The 14805-nt window shown below is 63.8% G+C and carries 16 protein-coding genes; 6 read left to right on the top strand and 10 right to left on the bottom strand.

The genetic code is table 11. The features are described from left to right. Positions 1 to 87: 87 nt before the first annotated feature. Positions 88 to 1293, bottom strand: coding sequence for a tyrosine--tRNA ligase (tyrS, locus tag DKW65_RS15615; RefSeq protein WP_111658358.1), 1206 nt, complete (start codon positions 1291 to 1293; stop codon positions 88 to 90). Positions 1294 to 1451: 158 nt separating this feature from the next. Here tyrS and DKW65_RS15610 point away from each other — a divergent pair, with 158 nt between their 5' ends. Both DKW65_RS15610 and DKW65_RS15605 read left to right on the top strand, forming a co-directional pair. Continuing rightward, entirely contained in the window at positions 1452 to 2801 is a 1350-nt protein-coding gene (locus DKW65_RS15610) for a peptidoglycan DD-metalloendopeptidase family protein (RefSeq protein WP_162925917.1), read from the top strand. A gap of 7 nt (positions 2802 to 2808) precedes the next feature. After that, positions 2809 to 3903, top strand: coding sequence for an anhydro-N-acetylmuramic acid kinase (locus DKW65_RS15605; RefSeq protein WP_111658357.1), 1095 nt, complete (start codon positions 2809 to 2811; stop codon positions 3901 to 3903). Positions 3904 to 3905: 2 nt separating this feature from the next. Here DKW65_RS15605 and DKW65_RS15600 read toward each other — a convergent pair whose 3' ends face one another. From DKW65_RS15600 to argC, 7 genes are all read right to left on the bottom strand, one after another. Continuing rightward, a complete protein-coding gene (locus DKW65_RS15600; RefSeq protein ID WP_111658356.1) occupies positions 3906 to 4907 on the bottom strand; it encodes a zinc-dependent alcohol dehydrogenase family protein in 1002 nt (333 codons plus the stop codon). A gap of 14 nt (positions 4908 to 4921) precedes the next feature. Beyond that, positions 4922 to 5890, bottom strand: coding sequence for an NADPH:quinone oxidoreductase family protein (locus tag DKW65_RS15595; protein ID WP_111658355.1), 969 nt, complete (start codon positions 5888 to 5890; stop codon positions 4922 to 4924). 33 nt (positions 5891 to 5923) lie between these two features. Beyond that, complete coding sequence (locus DKW65_RS15590; RefSeq protein WP_111658354.1) at positions 5924 to 7099, bottom strand: hydroxymethylglutaryl-CoA reductase; 1176 nt, start codon at positions 7097 to 7099, stop codon at positions 5924 to 5926. A gap of 87 nt (positions 7100 to 7186) precedes the next feature. Then, entirely contained in the window at positions 7187 to 7519 is a 333-nt protein-coding gene (erpA, locus tag DKW65_RS15585; protein ID WP_111658353.1) for an iron-sulfur cluster insertion protein ErpA, read from the bottom strand. A 64-nt stretch (positions 7520 to 7583) separates the two neighbouring features. Next, positions 7584 to 8027: a bactofilin family protein gene (locus DKW65_RS15580; RefSeq protein ID WP_111658352.1), complete on the bottom strand. Its 444-nt coding sequence runs from the start codon at positions 8025 to 8027 to the stop codon at positions 7584 to 7586. Next, a complete protein-coding gene (locus tag DKW65_RS15575; RefSeq protein WP_111658351.1) occupies positions 8011 to 8769 on the bottom strand; it encodes a DUF6776 family protein in 759 nt (252 codons plus the stop codon). Before DKW65_RS15575 ends, DKW65_RS15580 begins: the two co-directional genes overlap by 17 nt. A 17-nt stretch (positions 8770 to 8786) precedes the next feature. Next, positions 8787 to 9845, bottom strand: a complete 1059-nt coding sequence (argC, locus tag DKW65_RS15570) for an N-acetyl-gamma-glutamyl-phosphate reductase (protein WP_111658350.1) — start codon at positions 9843 to 9845, stop codon at positions 8787 to 8789. A gap of 144 nt (positions 9846 to 9989) precedes the next feature. On the opposite strand from argC, the gene hemJ reads away from it, so the two are divergent. The 4 genes from hemJ to hemL all read left to right on the top strand — a co-directional run bounded on the left by hemJ (position 9990) and on the right by hemL (position 13502). Further along, complete coding sequence (hemJ, locus tag DKW65_RS15565) at positions 9990 to 10409, top strand: protoporphyrinogen oxidase HemJ (RefSeq protein ID WP_111658349.1); 420 nt, start codon at positions 9990 to 9992, stop codon at positions 10407 to 10409. Positions 10410 to 10418: 9 nt separating this feature from the next. Next, a complete protein-coding gene (gene thiD / locus DKW65_RS15560; RefSeq protein ID WP_111658348.1) occupies positions 10419 to 11216 on the top strand; it encodes a bifunctional hydroxymethylpyrimidine kinase/phosphomethylpyrimidine kinase in 798 nt (265 codons plus the stop codon). After that, the gene (gene thiE, locus DKW65_RS15555) at positions 11203 to 11829 is read left to right on the top strand and encodes a thiamine phosphate synthase (RefSeq protein ID WP_111658347.1); all 627 of its coding nucleotides are present in this window, start codon (positions 11203 to 11205) and stop codon (positions 11827 to 11829) included. Before thiD ends, thiE begins: the two co-directional genes overlap by 14 nt. Positions 11830 to 12215: 386 nt before the next feature. Next, positions 12216 to 13502 carry a glutamate-1-semialdehyde 2,1-aminomutase gene (gene hemL, locus DKW65_RS15550; protein WP_111658346.1) on the top strand — a complete coding sequence of 429 codons (1287 nt, stop codon included), beginning with the start codon at positions 12216 to 12218 and terminating at the stop codon, positions 13500 to 13502. Here hemL and DKW65_RS15545 read toward each other — a convergent pair. Both DKW65_RS15545 and DKW65_RS15995 read right to left on the bottom strand, forming a co-directional pair. Beyond that, positions 13499 to 14185, bottom strand: a complete 687-nt coding sequence (locus DKW65_RS15545) for a response regulator (RefSeq protein ID WP_111658345.1) — start codon at positions 14183 to 14185, stop codon at positions 13499 to 13501. The genes hemL and DKW65_RS15545 overlap by 4 nt on opposite strands. 15 nt (positions 14186 to 14200) lie before the next feature. Continuing rightward, positions 14201 to 14758 (bottom strand): Lcl C-terminal domain-containing protein, encoded by a 558-nt coding sequence (locus DKW65_RS15995; RefSeq protein ID WP_281271674.1) that lies wholly within the window; start codon positions 14756 to 14758, stop codon positions 14201 to 14203. Between the last annotated feature and the right edge of the window lie 47 nt (positions 14759 to 14805).

Here is a 14805-nt window from a genome sequence, read left to right as displayed (position 1 = left end):
ATCGTTCGAGGCGGGGCCTCGTCGAGAGAGGCGCCATTCTACAGAGCCGCCCCTCACTGTCAAATACTTTTTGAAGGTTTTTCCCGGTCAGGCGACCCGGACCCGGGCGATCTTCTTCTTGCCCGCCTGCACCACCCGGATTTCACCCCGGGCCAGGGTCAGATCCGGGGCCGCCGGGGCGCCGTCCACATAGACCACGCCACGAGCCAGCATATCCTTGGCCGCCTTGCCGCTCTGTGCCAGACCGGCTTCGCGCAACAGGTCCAGCAGCCGCAGGCTGCCATCCTCACCGGCCTGAACCTCCACTTCCGGCAGGTTCTCCGGGATGTCGCCCAGGCTGATCTGGTTGCCCGCCGAGCGGGGCGCCGCCTCAGCGGCTTCAGCATCATGGAAGCGGGTGATCAGCTCAGCCGCCAGCACCTTCTTGGCGTCCTGGGGACTCATACCGGCCTCGACCTCGGCCCGCAGGGCCTCGATCTCCGCCAGCGGCTTCAGGCTGAGCAGCTCGAAGTAGCGCCAGACCAGCGCATCCGGTATCGACAGCAGCTTGCGGTACATCTCACCCGGCGCATCCGTGACGCCTATATAGTTGCCCAGCGACTTGGACATCTTCTGCACGCCGTCCAGCCCCTCCAGAATCGGCACCGTGATGCACACCTGGGGCGCCTGGTCATAATGCTTCTGCAGGGTGCGCCCCATCAGCAGGTTGAACTTCTGGTCCGTGCCACCGAACTCTACATCCGCCTTGAGGGCCACCGAGTCGTACCCCTGGATCAGGGGATAGAGGAACTCATGGATGGCGATCGGCTGGTTGGCCTTGTAGCGCTTGTCGAAGTCATCGCGCTCCAGCATGCGTGCCACCGTGTACTGGCTGGCCAGCCGGATCAGGCCCGCAGCCCCCAGCTCGTCCATCCACTCAGAGTTGAAGCGCACCTCGGTCTTCGCCGGGTCCAGGATCTTGAACACCTGCTCTTTATAGGTCTCGGCATTGGCCTTCACCTGCTCCCGGGTCAGCGGCGGACGGGTGGCGCTCTTGCCACTGGGGTCACCGATCATCCCGGTGAAATCGCCGATCAGGAACACCACCTGATGGCCGAGGTCCTGGAACTGGCGCAGCTTGTTGATCAGTACGGTATGGCCGAAATGCAGGTCTGGCGCCGTGGGGTCGAAGCCCGCCTTGATGCGCAGAGGGCGCCCGCTGGCCAGCTTGCGCCGCAGGTCCTCTTCAAGGATGATCTCGTCGGTCCCGCGGCGAATCTCCGCAAGCATCTGTTCCAGGTCCTGATCGGCCATCGTTTACCTCTGGTTACTTATTAGCCGGTGGGGCGGGTTAGGGGGCGCTATTGTAGCACTTGAACGACCCGGTGAAAGGCGGTTATCTTCTGATCTGGAGATACCGAGTTCCTCGATTTTTCCGGGGGTTACGCACACTAATTAAGAACTCACTGCAAATGAAGCCTTTTCTGACACGCCTGTTCAGGCTGGTAAGCAGCTTCCCGCGGGCCCACCTGCTGGCCACGGTTGCCCTGCTCGGCCTGCTGAGTGCGGCGGTGATACTGCCCACCAGCGACGCCACGCCCACAGCACAGCCCGCCGTGGTCGCTCTCAGCCTGCCACGCCCGGCGGCCCGGGAGGCCGACGCCGGCGACCCGGCGGCCCCGGAGGCCGTCAGCGCCGCCCTGGCCGATGAACCCGCCGTTCACTGGCGTGAAATCACCGTATCACCGGGCGACACCCTGTCGCGGCTGCTGCAGGCCGAAGGGGTGTCCCCTGGCGAGGTGCACCGTCTGGTCAGCGCCGACAAGCGCCTGGCCGCCCTCACCAATATTCGTCCGGGCGACGTACTGCGCGTCGCCCTGAACGACGACCAGACACTGGCCGCACTGGAACACCAGATCAGCCGGGTGAAATCCCTGCATGCCGAGCGCGGCGACGACGGCTGGAGCGTGCGCGAGGAAGAGCGCGAATATGAACGCCAGGTGCGCTACGCCCAGGCAGACATCAACGACTCCCTGTTCCTGGCCGCGCAACGCGCCGGCATGAGTGACAATCTCATCATGCAGCTGGTGAACATCTTCGCGTGGGATATCGATTTCGTTCTGGATATCCGCCAGGGCGACAGCTTCCAGGTGCTGTATGAAGAGCTGTTTCTCGACGGCGAACAAGTCGGCACCGGCAATATTCTGATGGCCGAGTTCAACAATCGTGATCGCAAACTCACCGCCTTTCGCTACGAAACCCAGGAAGGCAATACGGAATTTCTGGACATCGCGGGCAACTCCCTGCGCCGTGAATTCATTCGAACGCCGGTGGAATTTGCTCGCATCAGTTCACGCTTCAACCCCAACCGCCGGCACCCGGTGCTCAACACCATCCGCGCGCATCGCGGTGTGGATTATGCGGCACCCACCGGCACCCCGATTCGTGCCACCGGCGATGGCCGGGTGGAATTCGCAGGCGTCCGCGGGGGCTATGGCAATGTGGTCATCATTCGTCATGGCCAGCAGTACAGCACCTTGTATGCACATATGAACTCCTTCGGCCGCGGGATCCGCGCGGGCGTCCGGGTGCGCCAGGGCCAGACCATTGGCACTGTGGGCATGACCGGGCTGGCCACTGGTCCGCATCTGCATTACGAGTTCCTGGTCAACGGCGTGCACCGCGACCCGCTGACCGTCAAGCTGCCCAAGGCGCGCGGCATTGCCGATAATGAGCGGCGCGATTTTCTGGTCTATGCCAACCGGCTGCGCAACCAGATGGCGCTGCATGCCGAGGCGTTCACGCTTGCCCAGAATTTCTGACTCCGGAATGTCTGACCCCGACGGCCTTTATGTCGGGCTGATTTCGGGTACCAGCGCGGACGCCATTGACGCCGCGCTGGTGGACATTCGCGCTGGCCACTGCCGCTTGCTGGCCGATCACACCGCACCCATGGACGACACCCTGCATGATGCCGTGCTGGCATTGTGCCGCCCCGGCGATAACGAGATAGAACGCATGGCCGCCCTGGACATGCATCTGGGCACAGCCTTTGCCGATGCCGCGCTCGCCGTGATTGCCAGGGCCGGACTGACCCCCCGGGACATCACCGCCATCGGCAGCCACGGCCAGACCATCCGCCACCTGCCCGCCCTGCACACCACCGTCCAGATCGGCAATGCCGACGTGATCGCCCAGCGCACCGGTATCACCACCATCAGTGATTTCCGCCGCCGCGACATGGTGCTGGGAGGACAGGGCGCACCGCTGGTGCCACGCTTTCACCAGACCGCGCTGGCCTGTGCCGGGCGCCGCCGTGCCGTGCTCAACCTCGGCGGCATTGCCAACCTGACACTGCTGGACGGAGACACCCTGATCTCGGGCTTCGATACCGGCCCGGCGAATGTGCTGATGGATTACTGGTGCCGCAAACACACCGGGGCCCGCTATGACGCCGACGGCCACTGGGCACGCGGCGGCACAGCCTTGCCGGCCTTGCTGGCACGCTTTCTGGAAGAGCCCTACTTCGCTCTGCCGATACCGAAAAGCACCGGGCGGGAACGCTTCAATGGCGCCTGGCTGGAGGCCCGCCTTGACGGTGACGAGTCACCCCAGGCGGTGCAGGCGACCCTGCTGGCCCTGACCGCACAGACCGTCGCCGACTGCCTGCGCGATTTCGCCCCGGACGACCTGCTGGCCTGTGGCGGAGGTGCCAGTAACAGCGCCTTGCTGGAGGCATTGGCCGGATTACTGCCCGGGGTCAACGTGGACACCACCAGTGCACACGGTGCACCGGCGGATATGGTAGAGGCCAGCGCCTTTGCCTGGCTGGCCTGGGCGCATCTGGCCGGCGTAGAGGGCAACGCCCCGCAGGTCACAGGCGCCCTCAGCGGCGCCATTCTCGGTGCGCGGCATCCAGCCTGAGGTCAGCCCGCACCGCCCTGCGGCACGATCAGTATCTTGCCATCACGCTCACCGGCCGCCGCAGCCGCCACGGCTTCCTGTATCTGCTCGATGCCGTAGGTCGCCTGCACCGGCGCATGCAAGGCACCCGCCGCCATCAGCCGCGTCAGATCGCTGAACAGCGCCATCTGCTGAGGCTGCGACGTGGTCTGGAACCAGCGCGCCAGCCAGAAGCCCACCAGCCGCACATCATTGAAAATCAGCGACTGCGACGACACCTGGCAGGGGTCGCCGCTCATGCGGCCGTAATTCACCACGGTGCCGCCCGGTGCCAGGCACGACGCCAGCCGGTCACTGGCCTCACCCCCGACAGCATCGATCCCGAGACGGATATCTCCCTTGCTGACGGCGGCCCGCACCTGCTTGCGCAGATCCGGACCATCGACCAGCACGACATCCCCGCCGAGCTTGCGCACCGCCTCGACCGCTGCCTGGCGGCGCACCACATTGATGGTGCGGAAACCGCGAATCTTCGCCAACTGGATCAGGTACCCCCCGACACTCGAATTGGCAGCATTCTGGATGACCCAGTCACCCGCGTGCAGATCGACGAACTCGGTCAACAGCAGGGAGGCCGTGGGCGGATTGATGGCGATCATGGCCAGTTGCCGCGGGTCAATGGTGTCTGGCAGCGGCACCAGGGCGCGCGCCTCTACCAGCATGTGTGTGGTCCAGGTGCCGCTGCCCACCGGCAGCAAGACCACCTGCCCGACAGACGGATGGCGCACCTCCGGCCCCAGTTCGATGATGCGCCCCACACCTTCGTTACCCCCCACCGCCGGCAAGGGCGGCAACATGCCGTACTCGCCGGTCAGCGTCATGATATCCGACGGATTGATGGGGGCGGCCAGCACCTCGATGAGCACCTGCCCGGCCCCGGGCACCGGCTTGTCGAACGGCACCGGGTGGATCACGTCCTGGGGTACAGGCCCACGAATATCGTACTGTGCCTTGAGTAACTTCATCCCTGTTTCCTCAATTAAGGGGTAATGACGATCTTACCGCTGGAACGACGCTCGAACAGCGCCGCAAAGGCCTCACCGGCCTGATCCATCGGATAAACGTGATCTGGTGCCGTGCGCAGCTTGCCTGCCAGGGTCCATTCCACCAGCTGGGAAATCACCGGCGGCACCACGGCGGGATTACCCATCACCTCGCCTCCCCAGTTGACCCCGATGACCGAACAACGTTTCAGCAGCGGCAAATTGAGCGGCACACTGGCGATGCCGGTCACAAAACCGACCACCAGGAAACGACCGCCGGGGGCCATCAACCGCAACGCCGGTTCGGCAGTAGCCCCGCCAACGGGGTCATAGACGACATCCACCCCGGCGGGGGCCGCGGCCTTGACCTGCTTGCGCCAGTCCTCGGCGGTATAGTCCACCGCCACGTCCGCACCGGCATCCAGACAGCGCTGGCGCTTCGCTTCAGTGGAGGCGCAGGCAATCACCTTCGCACCCATGGCCTTGCCCAACTCGATGGCGGTGGAGCCGGTGGTGCCCGAGCCGCCGAGCACCAGCAGGGTTTCGCCTTCCTTCAGGCGGCCACACTCGCGCAAACCGTACAGCCCGGTGGCGTAAGCTATGAAATAGTTGGCCGCATCCAGCAGCGGCACCTCTTTGGGCAACGGAAAGCAGGACATGGCGGGCAGCGTCACCTTTTCGGCAATCCCGCCCAGCAACGCAAAGCTGGTGACATGGTCGCCCACCTTCAGATGACTGACCCCCTCACCCACCTGCGCCACCACGCCGGCGATGGCGCTGCCCGGCACAAACGGCAGCGGCGGTTTGATCTGGTATTCCCCCTTGACCAGCAAGCCATCGAAATAGCCGATTCCGACGCCAGCCATGGCCAGCATCACTTCACCCTTGCCCGGTGGCCGTTCTGGCACCTCTGACACCTTGAGGGCCGACGGATCTCCGAATACTTCTACTTGTAGCGCACGCATCAACAGTTCTCCCGAACAAACAAAACAAAAAAATCAGGGCCGGTTACGGCCATAACGGTCATGACTGGACACCCACTGGTCCGACACGATGGCGGCGCTCAACGACAACTCGCCGCACAACACCACGCCCGCAATGATCTCCGCCAGCCGCTGCACCTTGCCGCTGCCATAGCAGCCCATCATCTCCAGGCATTCACGCTGGGTAGGCAGGCCGGTACCGCCGCCATAGGACGCCACAATCAGGGAAGGAATCGTGACCGAAAAATAATAATCACCGTTGTCCTTCAACTCGCCGTACACCATGCCGGCAGAGGATTCCGCCACATTCGCTACATCCTGCCCGCAGGCGATGAAGACGGCCGTAATGCCGTTGGCAAAATGGGAACCATTGTTGACCGAACCGGCCATCATGGCGCCCATGTTGCTGAGCTGGCGCTGGCGATGCAGTGCCTCCGCCGAGGTCTTCATGATGTCGCGGATCAGCGCGGCCGGCAGGGTCACTTCCGCCACTACCCGCTTGCCGCGGGTATGCAGCGTGTTGACCTGGGAGTGCTTCTTGTCGGTGTCGAAATTGGCCGCCAGCGAAAAGTGCTCCAGCCCGGCGGGCTTCTGCGCCAGAATCCACTGGCAAGCCTCGCGGGTCGCCTTGCTGACCATGTTCTGTCCGGCCGCATCGCCCGTGGTGTAATTGAAGCGCAGCCAGCGCATCTTGCCCTGGGCATACTGCTCGATATCACGCAGTCGGCCGCTGCGCGTCGTGGTTTCCGCCTGCGCCTTGATCTGCTCGAAATGTGCCGTGACCCAGTGACCGAACTCCCGTGCATGGCGGGCATTTTCGAAGACAAAGATCGGCGCCCGCTGCATGGCGTCATCAATCACGGTAGCCGTGATGCCACCGGCCTCGCGGGCCAGACGCATGCCGCGATTGTAACTGGCCACGAGAGTGCCCTCGGTGGTGGCCATGGGCACATAGATGTCACCCTCGGCATGCTCACCCGACATGCGCAGCGGTCCGGCAATGCCCAGCGGCACCTGGGCCACCCCAGCGAACTGCTCGATATTGCCCGGCAACAGGGCCGGATCAATGGAGGTATGGCCGACATGGGTCAATGCGGTGCCAGTGCGTTCGCGCACGAACTGGCGGCGCGCCTCGGCCATGGCCGTGGTGTAGTCGTTGTCGCGATCACGCGGCAGTGAAATTTCGCTCATGGGCCTGCCTGTCTGTAGTTATAGCGCAGGCCATAGAGTGCCCCGAGCGACAAGCCCATCGCAAGGACAGGACATTCCGGATTCGGGTCAGATGGAAAACGAGGAGCCGCAGCCGCAGGTCGAGGTGGCATTGGGGTTCTGGATGACGAAGCGCGAGCCCATCAGGCCCTGTTCGTAATCCACTTCGGAACCCGCCAGATACTGGATGCTCATGGCATCCACCAGCAGGGTGACGTCACCATTGTCCACAACGGTATCGTCGTCCTTGGCCTGTTCGTCGAACGTGAAGCCATAGGAAAATCCGGAACAGCCACCACCGGTGATATACACCCGCAGCTTGAGTGCCGGATTGCCTTCTTCATCACGCAGATCGCGCACCTTGGCAGCAGCGCGATCGCTCAGGAGGATCAGATCGGTCATGGTCGGTCAGGGTTATCCTGTAACAGCTATGTGCCGCATAGGGTCCGATACCCGACCATTATAGTCAAGTATTCGGCTGGCCCGCCGGTTTGGTCTCCGCCGCTTCGGGGGCCGCTTTGCCCGCATCCGGCGCAGGCAGGTTCTTGCGCTCGCCCTGGCGCACCAGCTTGCCGTTGACCTGAGCACCCACCACCATCTCGATCAGGTTGTAGTAGACGTTACCCTCGATGACGGCTTTCTCGGCCAGCTCCAGCTGTTCGGTCGCGTGCACATCCCCCTCGACACGGCCATTGATGACGATGCGCGGCACCCGCACCTCGCCCTTGACCACGCCGGTCTCGCCGATCACCAGACGGCCGCCCTGGCCGGACACACTGATATTGCCCTCCACACGGCCCTGCACATGCAGGCCGCCCGAGAAGCTGATATCCCCCTTGATCTCCGCGGTCGGCGCCACCAGGGTATGGTTACGGTAATCTTCGCGTACTTTCTTATCCCGCCCGAGCACTGTCTCTCTCCTGTAACTGCCAGCCAAATTGACGCTCCGTCCGTTGCCCGCCGCGCCCTGAGGCCACAGCCTCCACGGTGATATTGCGCGGCAGTATCTCACCGGGCAGTTCCAGGCGGCCGGAAAGCTCCTGGAAATAACGGAAACGGAACTGTGTTGTGCTGTCGTCCTGACTGATGAGGTCATTGCCGGACACGGTGATCCGGTTACCGTCCTGTTGTCCATCCAGGGTCATGGAAACATCCCCGGCGATAAAGTTGCTGTTATCACCGACCTGCGTCAACACCAGTCTGTAACTGAAGACCCCCGGCGTATCCGTGGCACTCAGTTCGAACCGCTCGATCCGCAGGCCCTGCTCGCCAGCCCCCGGGGACATGACGTTCTTGTAGAAGGCCGCCGCCTCTTCCAGTTCGGCGATCTGATCACGCAGGCCACGCAGTTCCTGGCGCACCTGTTCCTGGGCCTGATAGGTGACCTCGCTGCCGGTGCGATGCAGTACCAGTTCGTCCCGGGCCTCGCGCAGGGCAGATTCCAGTTGCTTGACCTTGGCCTTCAGGCGCTGCTGCTCGATATTGGTGGCCCAGCCTTCGCTCCCCCCACTGTGGTAGCCGCCGAAAAACGCCAGCACCACCGCCAGCACGGCCACCAGGCTCAGCAGCGCCCGCACCCAGGTCTGGCGGCGCAGATCCACGGGCATCAACGTCAGTTCGCTACTGCGTTTCTTTCGGCGGTGTCCCGGCATGGCTTGAGTCCTGGCAATCATGGCAGCAGTGCGGCCCCTTCGAGACCGGCCCGTTCAGGCAGACCGAGCATGATGTTCATGTTCTGGATGGCCTGGCCTGAAGCGCCCTTGACCAGATTGTCGATGACCGACAACACCACCAGTGTGTCACGGCCCTGCGGACGATGCAGCGCAATCCGGCAATGATTGGCGCCTTTCACGAACCGCGTCTCAGGATGGCTGCCCACCGGCATCACATCCACGAAGGGCTCGTCCGCATAACGCTGCTCGTACAGCTCCTGCAGATCCCCCAGCGCCAGACTCGGGTCCAGCAAGGTGCTGTAGAGCGTTGCATGGATCCCGCGGATCATCGGCACCAGATGCGGCACAAAGGTCAGCGCCACCGGATCGCTGGCGATATCCGCCAGCCCCTGCTCGATTTCCGGCAGGTGCCGGTGGCCCGAGGCGCCATAGGCCTTGAAGCTCTCGGTCGCCTCCGCCATCAGCATCGGCACCTTGGCCTGACGCCCGGCACCGCTGACGCCGGATCCCGCATTGGCAATCAGGCGCTGGCTATCCACCAGGTTGTTCTCCAGCAACGGCAGGAAGCCCAGCTGGATCGCGGTAGGGTAGCACCCCGGGCAGGCCACCAGTTGCGCCGTCGCAATGGCGTCCCGATTACGCTCCGGCAACCCGTACACCGCCTGCGCCAGCAGATCCGGGCAGGCATGGGTCTCGCCATACCAGTCAGCCCACAGGTCCGCATCACGCAGCCGGAAATCTGCAGACAGATCCACCACCCGGACCCCCGCCGCCATCAGCTCCGGCATCATGCGCATGGCCACATTGTGCGGCGTGGCAAAGAACACCACATCCAGCTCCGCCAGCTGCGCCACATCCGGCACCGTAAAGCGCAGATCCAGATGCCCGCGCAGACTCGGGAACATGTCTGCCACGGCAACCCCCTCCTCGCTACGCGAGGTAATCGCCGTCACCTCCACCTGCGGGTGATTGACCAGCAGGCGCAGCAGCTCGACGCCGGTGTAGCCGGTACCGCCAACAATGCCTGCCCGGAAGGTCTTGGGGGACGCGCCCATGATGCTCTCCACTGCTCAGAAGAATTCGGGGAAACGGTGCATGATAGAAAGGCAGGCCGCCGCCAGCAACCGGCGATCGCTGCCCAAGGCTGTTATCATGCCCCCATCACGTCATTCATACACTCTTGTCTGCAGGATATCCCGATGCTCTGGGTCAAAGCCTTTCATCTCATCGCCGTCATCACCTGGTTCGCTGCGCTGTTCTATCTGCCACGGCTGTTCGTCTATCACGCCATGGCCGAGGACAGCATCAGCCGCGAGCGCTTCAAGATCATGGAACGCAAGCTGTACCGGGGCATCATGACCCCCTCGATGATCGCCACGCTGGTGCTGGGCTTCTGGCTGCTGTGGCTGAACCCCGCCTGGATGAAGATGGGCTGGATGCACGTCAAGCTGTTGCTGGTCTTTCTGCTGGTGGGCTACCACCATGTCTGCCTGGCCTACATGAAGAAGTTCGCCGCCGATGCCAATACCAGAAGCCATGTGTTCTATCGCTGGTTCAACGAAGTGCCGGTGGTCTTCCTGATCGCCATCGTCATTCTGGCGGTGGTGAAACCCTTCTGAGGCAGCCCCATGAAACCGAACATTCTGGTGATCGCCGGCCATGACCCCTCCGGCGGCGCCGGCATCCACGCCGACATCGAGGCCATCCACAGCCTGGGCGGCTTCGCCGCCACCCTGATTACCGGGCTGACGGTGCAGAACAGCCAGAACGTGCTCGGTTTCGAGCTGGTCAGCATCGACCTGCTGCAACGCCAGGCCGATGCCCTGTTGGCGGACATGCGCTTTGATGCGATCAAGATCGGCATGACCGGCAGCCCTGATGTCATCGCCTTTATTGCCCGCCTGCTCGATCGGTTACCCGGCGTGCCCGTGGTGCTGGACCCGGTACTGGCCGCCGAAGCCGGCGGCAGCCTGTCAGGCGAGACCGTACCCACCGCCATGCTGCGCGAACTGATGCCGCGCGCCACCCTGACCACCCCCAACCTGCCCGAAGCGCAGAAACTGGCGGGCACGGACACGCTGGATGACTGCGGCGCCCGATTGCTGGAGGCAGGCTGCCCCGCCGTCCTGATCACCGGCACCCACGACGACACCCCGGAAGTGCGCAACCACCTGTACACCGCCGACGGCGTGCAGCACTGGGCCTGGCCACGCCTGCCCGGCACCTACCACGGCTCCGGCTGCACCCTGGCCTCCGCCTGCGCCGCCCACCTGGGTGCAGGCCTGCCCCTGCCCACCGCTCTGGCTCAGGCCCAGGACTATGTGCACGGCGCCCTGCGCCACGCCTGGCAAGCCGGTCAGGGCCAACTGATCCCCGATCGCCGCACCACTCGCCTCACCACTGGCCAGCCCCATGAGCGCCGTTGACATCGTTCGCGGCCTGTATGCCATCACCGACCCGGCACTGACCCCGGGCGACACCCTGCTGCCCGCCTGCGAAACCGCCCTGTCCGCCGGTCTGCGTCTGCTGCAATACCGCAACAAGACCGCCCCGGCCGCCACGCGCCTGCACGAAGCCCGCACCCTGGTTGCCTTGTGCGCCCGCTTCAACGCCACCCTGCTGATCAACGATGACCCGCAGCTGGCCCGCGACAGCGGCGCCGCAGGCGTACACATCGGCCAGCAGGACGGCGGCGTGCCCCGCGCCCGCGCCCTGCTCGGCCCGGATGCCCTGATCGGCGTGACCTGCCATGGCGATATCAACCTGGCCCAACACGCCATCGCCGAAGGCGCCGACTACGTCGCCTTTGGCCGCTTCTTCCCGTCCCACACCAAACCCCAGGCCCCCGCCGCCCCGCTGTCCGTTCTGGAGCAGGCCCGCACCCTCGGCGTGCCGGTGGTGGCCATCGGCGGTGTGAACCCGGATAATGCGCCGGAATTGCTGGCCGCCGGGGCCGATGCCGTCGCGGTCATCCATGGTGTGTTCGGGCAGCCGGATATTGCCGCCGCCGTGAGGCGCTTTCTTTCCCTGCCTTGCTGACAGTGGGTGACCCTCTCCAGCCAGAGGGTCACCCTCCAGCAGGGAGGCGTCGAGGCGGGGTACGCCCTTCCGGGACCGCTCAAGCCGTCCATGGGCGCTCTTTCTTTGCCCATCCCTGGGCAAAGATGTCCCTACAGGGCGTACCCCGCCCCAACGCCGGAGCGAGATTCGAAGTCCGGTGGGCCATCTACCAGCTTGAAGAGCGGGCTGGGCGTGACGGCCCTCGGGGGGCGGGTAAAGGGTTTCAGGACTGTCGAGAGGCATGGATGCCGAACGCAAGCCTACAGGGACGTATTCACGGCGTGTCCTGAAACCCTTTACCCGCCCCCCGAGGGCCACAACCACCCAAACCAGACAGAAATGGAACAAACCCGGAGTTAACAGCCATGAGCCGTAGTCATTCAGAGCAGTTGTTCAAGGACGCCCGCCAGTACATCCCCGGCGGCGTTAATTCCCCGGTGCGGGCCTTCAACGGCGTCGGCGGCACCCCCGTGTTCTTCCATCGCGGCGAAGGCCCCTACCTGTTTGACGAAGACGACAACCGCTACATCGACTACATCGGCTCCTGGGGCCCCCTGATTCTCGGCCACTGCGACGCCGACGTACGCGCCCGCGTCCACGAGGCCATCGACGCCGGCATGAGCTTCGGTGCCCCCACCGCCGTCGAAGTGGCGATGGCAAAGAAAGTCTGCGAACTCGTCCCCTCCATGGAGCAAGTGCGCATGGTCAGCTCCGGCACCGAAGCCGTAATGAGCGCCATCCGCCTGGCACGCGGCCATACCGGCCGCGACCTCATCGTCAAGTTCGAAGGCTGCTACCACGGCCACGTGGACAGCCTGCTGGTGAAGGCCGGCTCCGGCGCCCTGACCCTCGGCGTGCCCAGCTCACCTGGCGTGCCCAAAGCCGTGACGGAACATACCCTGACCCTGACCTACAACGACATGGCCAGCGTTGAAGCCTGCTTTGCTGAACACGGTGACCGTATCGCCTGTGTCATCGTCGAACCGGTGGCGGGCAATATGAATCTGGTACCGCCGGTGAAAGGCTTTCTGGAATGCCTGCGTACCCAGTGCGACCAGTACGGCAGTATCCTGATTTTTGATGAAGTGATGACCGGCTTCCGCGTCGCCCTGGGCGGTGCCCAGGCGCTCTACGGCGTCACGCCGGACATGACCACACTGGGCAAGATTATTGGCGGTGGCATGCCGGTGGGCGCCTTTGGTGGCAAACGCGAGATCATGCAGTCTCTCGCCCCGGCGGGTCCGGTGTATCAGGCGGGCACCCTGTCCGGTAATCCGGTGGCCATGGCGGCGGGCCTGGCGACGCTGGAAAAAATCAGCCAGCCGGGCTTCCACGAGGCGCTGGATGCCAAGGCAGCACGACTGGTGAACGGCCTGGCCGCCATCGCCCGGGAGCAAGGTGTGGCCCTGAGCACGCATCAGGTGGGCGGCATGTTCGGGTTCTATTTTACCGACCAGACCCTGATCACCCGCTTCGAGCAAGTCATGGCCTGCGACCAGGAACGCTTCAAGCGCTTCTTCCACGGCATGCTGGATCGCGGCGTTTACCTGGCACCGTCAGCGTTCGAGGCCGGTTTCGTGTCCATCGCCCACAGCGATGCCGATATCGACTTCACGCTGGAGCAAGCCCGATCTGCACTGGCGCTGGGTTAGATAAGCCCCGTCCGCTCGGCTTCCCGGACGCACTCAAGGCGATTGTTCACGCCCAGCGTCTGGAACAGGACCCGCGCGTGGGATTTGACCGTGTGCTCGCTGATGCACAGGATATCGGCGATCTCGCGGTTACCATAACCCTGCCGCATCAGCGCCAGCACATCGAGTTGGCGCTTGCCGAGCCCGAGCCCCTTTGCCACGCGCTGCGCCTCCGGCGGCTCCTCATCCGGCAACTGCTGCAACCGTTCAGCGAGCCGATGGGGCAAATAGACCTCACCGGCCAGCACGCGCTCCAGCGCGGCAATAATCTCATCCTTGCCAAACACCTTGGGAACAAATCCCATGGCACCGGCACGCAGGCAGTCGCGGATTAACCAGGGATCTTCGACCGCGGACATCACAACAACAGGCAAGGCCATATCGCGCTCGCCCAGGGCATCAATCAGCGCTCGCCCATCGATGCCCGGCATGTTCAGGTCCACGATGGCCAGATCAATGTCCACATTCGCTTCGAGCAGGTGCAAGGCCTGTGCGGCATCCAACCCGTACAGCACATGCGCCTCGGGCAAATGAGCCTCAAGCGCCATCGCCAAGCCCTGGGCGAAAATTTCGTGATCATCAACGTGAAGAATTTTCATAGCGTCAGTATAGGCTCGGAGCCCCGATTGCCCAAAGCGATGCATTCAGCGCACAGCGTATCAGTCCGCCGTACGCACCAGGCGCAGCCTGTATTCATCCGTCTTGTTGTAGTTCTCGCTGAAGCCAGAACCGGCAAGGGCGCGCATCGGATCATGGTGGGAAGGCGACGCAGACCAGAATCGGCCGGTGCCAGTGTCCGGGAAAACCTCCGCATTGATGCTCGGCGTGGAGCCAGTATTGCTGGCACAGCGCTCGACAATGCTCATCAATGCCCTGATATTCGGCACCCGCCAGTCGTTATGCCCGGCAAAGCCGGGAGATGCATCCGCATGTTGCAGCGCCTGCTGCCAGGTAAAGCTGTCTGCCTCCCCATCACAGCGCTCGCTGACAGCATTCCAGCTCTGCCCTTCGGCGCAGCGCTTCCACATCAGGCCCGTCGGGATATGCGTTGCGGTACCGTCATCGTGAAGCTCAAAATCCGCAGTCGGCGTTGTGACCACCAAGGTGGGATCGGGTGTACCCGCCGCACACGACGACCAGGCGGCACCTGAGAACAGACTTACCCCGCTGGCCACGGCCAGCCACCCTATGGTTATCTTCAATCTGTTTGCGAGCATAGCCTTACCCCCTTCAATGCAACAAATCTGGCCAGATGAGAAGCCAC

This window comes from Isoalcanivorax indicus, from assembly GCF_003259185.1.
Taxonomy (GTDB): Bacteria; Pseudomonadota; Gammaproteobacteria; order Pseudomonadales; family Alcanivoracaceae; genus Isoalcanivorax; species Isoalcanivorax indicus.
Note: the sequence above shows the minus strand (reverse complement) of the source record. Positions and strands in the feature narration are given on the sequence as shown.

Coding starts and splice junctions, on each gene's coding strand:
- tyrS (WP_111658358.1), bottom strand. CDS start 1,293: ATGGCCGATCAGGACCTGGAACAGATGCTTGCGGAGATTCGCCGCGGG.
- DKW65_RS15610 (WP_162925917.1), top strand. CDS start 1,452: ATGAAGCCTTTTCTGACACGCCTGTTCAGGCTGGTAAGCAGCTTCCCG.
- DKW65_RS15605 (WP_111658357.1), top strand. CDS start 2,809: ATGTCTGACCCCGACGGCCTTTATGTCGGGCTGATTTCGGGTACCAGC.
- DKW65_RS15600 (WP_111658356.1), bottom strand. CDS start 4,907: ATGAAGTTACTCAAGGCACAGTACGATATTCGTGGGCCTGTACCCCAG.
- DKW65_RS15595 (WP_111658355.1), bottom strand. CDS start 5,890: ATGCGTGCGCTACAAGTAGAAGTATTCGGAGATCCGTCGGCCCTCAAG.
- DKW65_RS15590 (WP_111658354.1), bottom strand. CDS start 7,099: ATGAGCGAAATTTCACTGCCGCGTGATCGCGACAACGACTACACCACG.
- erpA (WP_111658353.1), bottom strand. CDS start 7,519: ATGACCGATCTGATCCTCCTGAGCGATCGCGCTGCTGCCAAGGTGCGC.
- DKW65_RS15575 (WP_111658351.1), bottom strand. CDS start 8,769: ATGCCGGGACACCGCCGAAAGAAACGCAGTAGCGAACTGACGTTGATG.
- argC (WP_111658350.1), bottom strand. CDS start 9,845: ATGGGCGCGTCCCCCAAGACCTTCCGGGCAGGCATTGTTGGCGGTACC.
- hemJ (WP_111658349.1), top strand. CDS start 9,990: ATGCTCTGGGTCAAAGCCTTTCATCTCATCGCCGTCATCACCTGGTTC.
- thiD (WP_111658348.1), top strand. CDS start 10,419: ATGAAACCGAACATTCTGGTGATCGCCGGCCATGACCCCTCCGGCGGC.
- thiE (WP_111658347.1), top strand. CDS start 11,203: ATGAGCGCCGTTGACATCGTTCGCGGCCTGTATGCCATCACCGACCCG.
- hemL (WP_111658346.1), top strand. CDS start 12,216: ATGAGCCGTAGTCATTCAGAGCAGTTGTTCAAGGACGCCCGCCAGTAC.
- DKW65_RS15545 (WP_111658345.1), bottom strand. CDS start 14,185: ATGCATCGCTTTGGGCAATCGGGGCTCCGAGCCTATACTGACGCTATG.
- DKW65_RS15995 (WP_281271674.1), bottom strand. CDS start 14,758: ATGCTCGCAAACAGATTGAAGATAACCATAGGGTGGCTGGCCGTGGCC.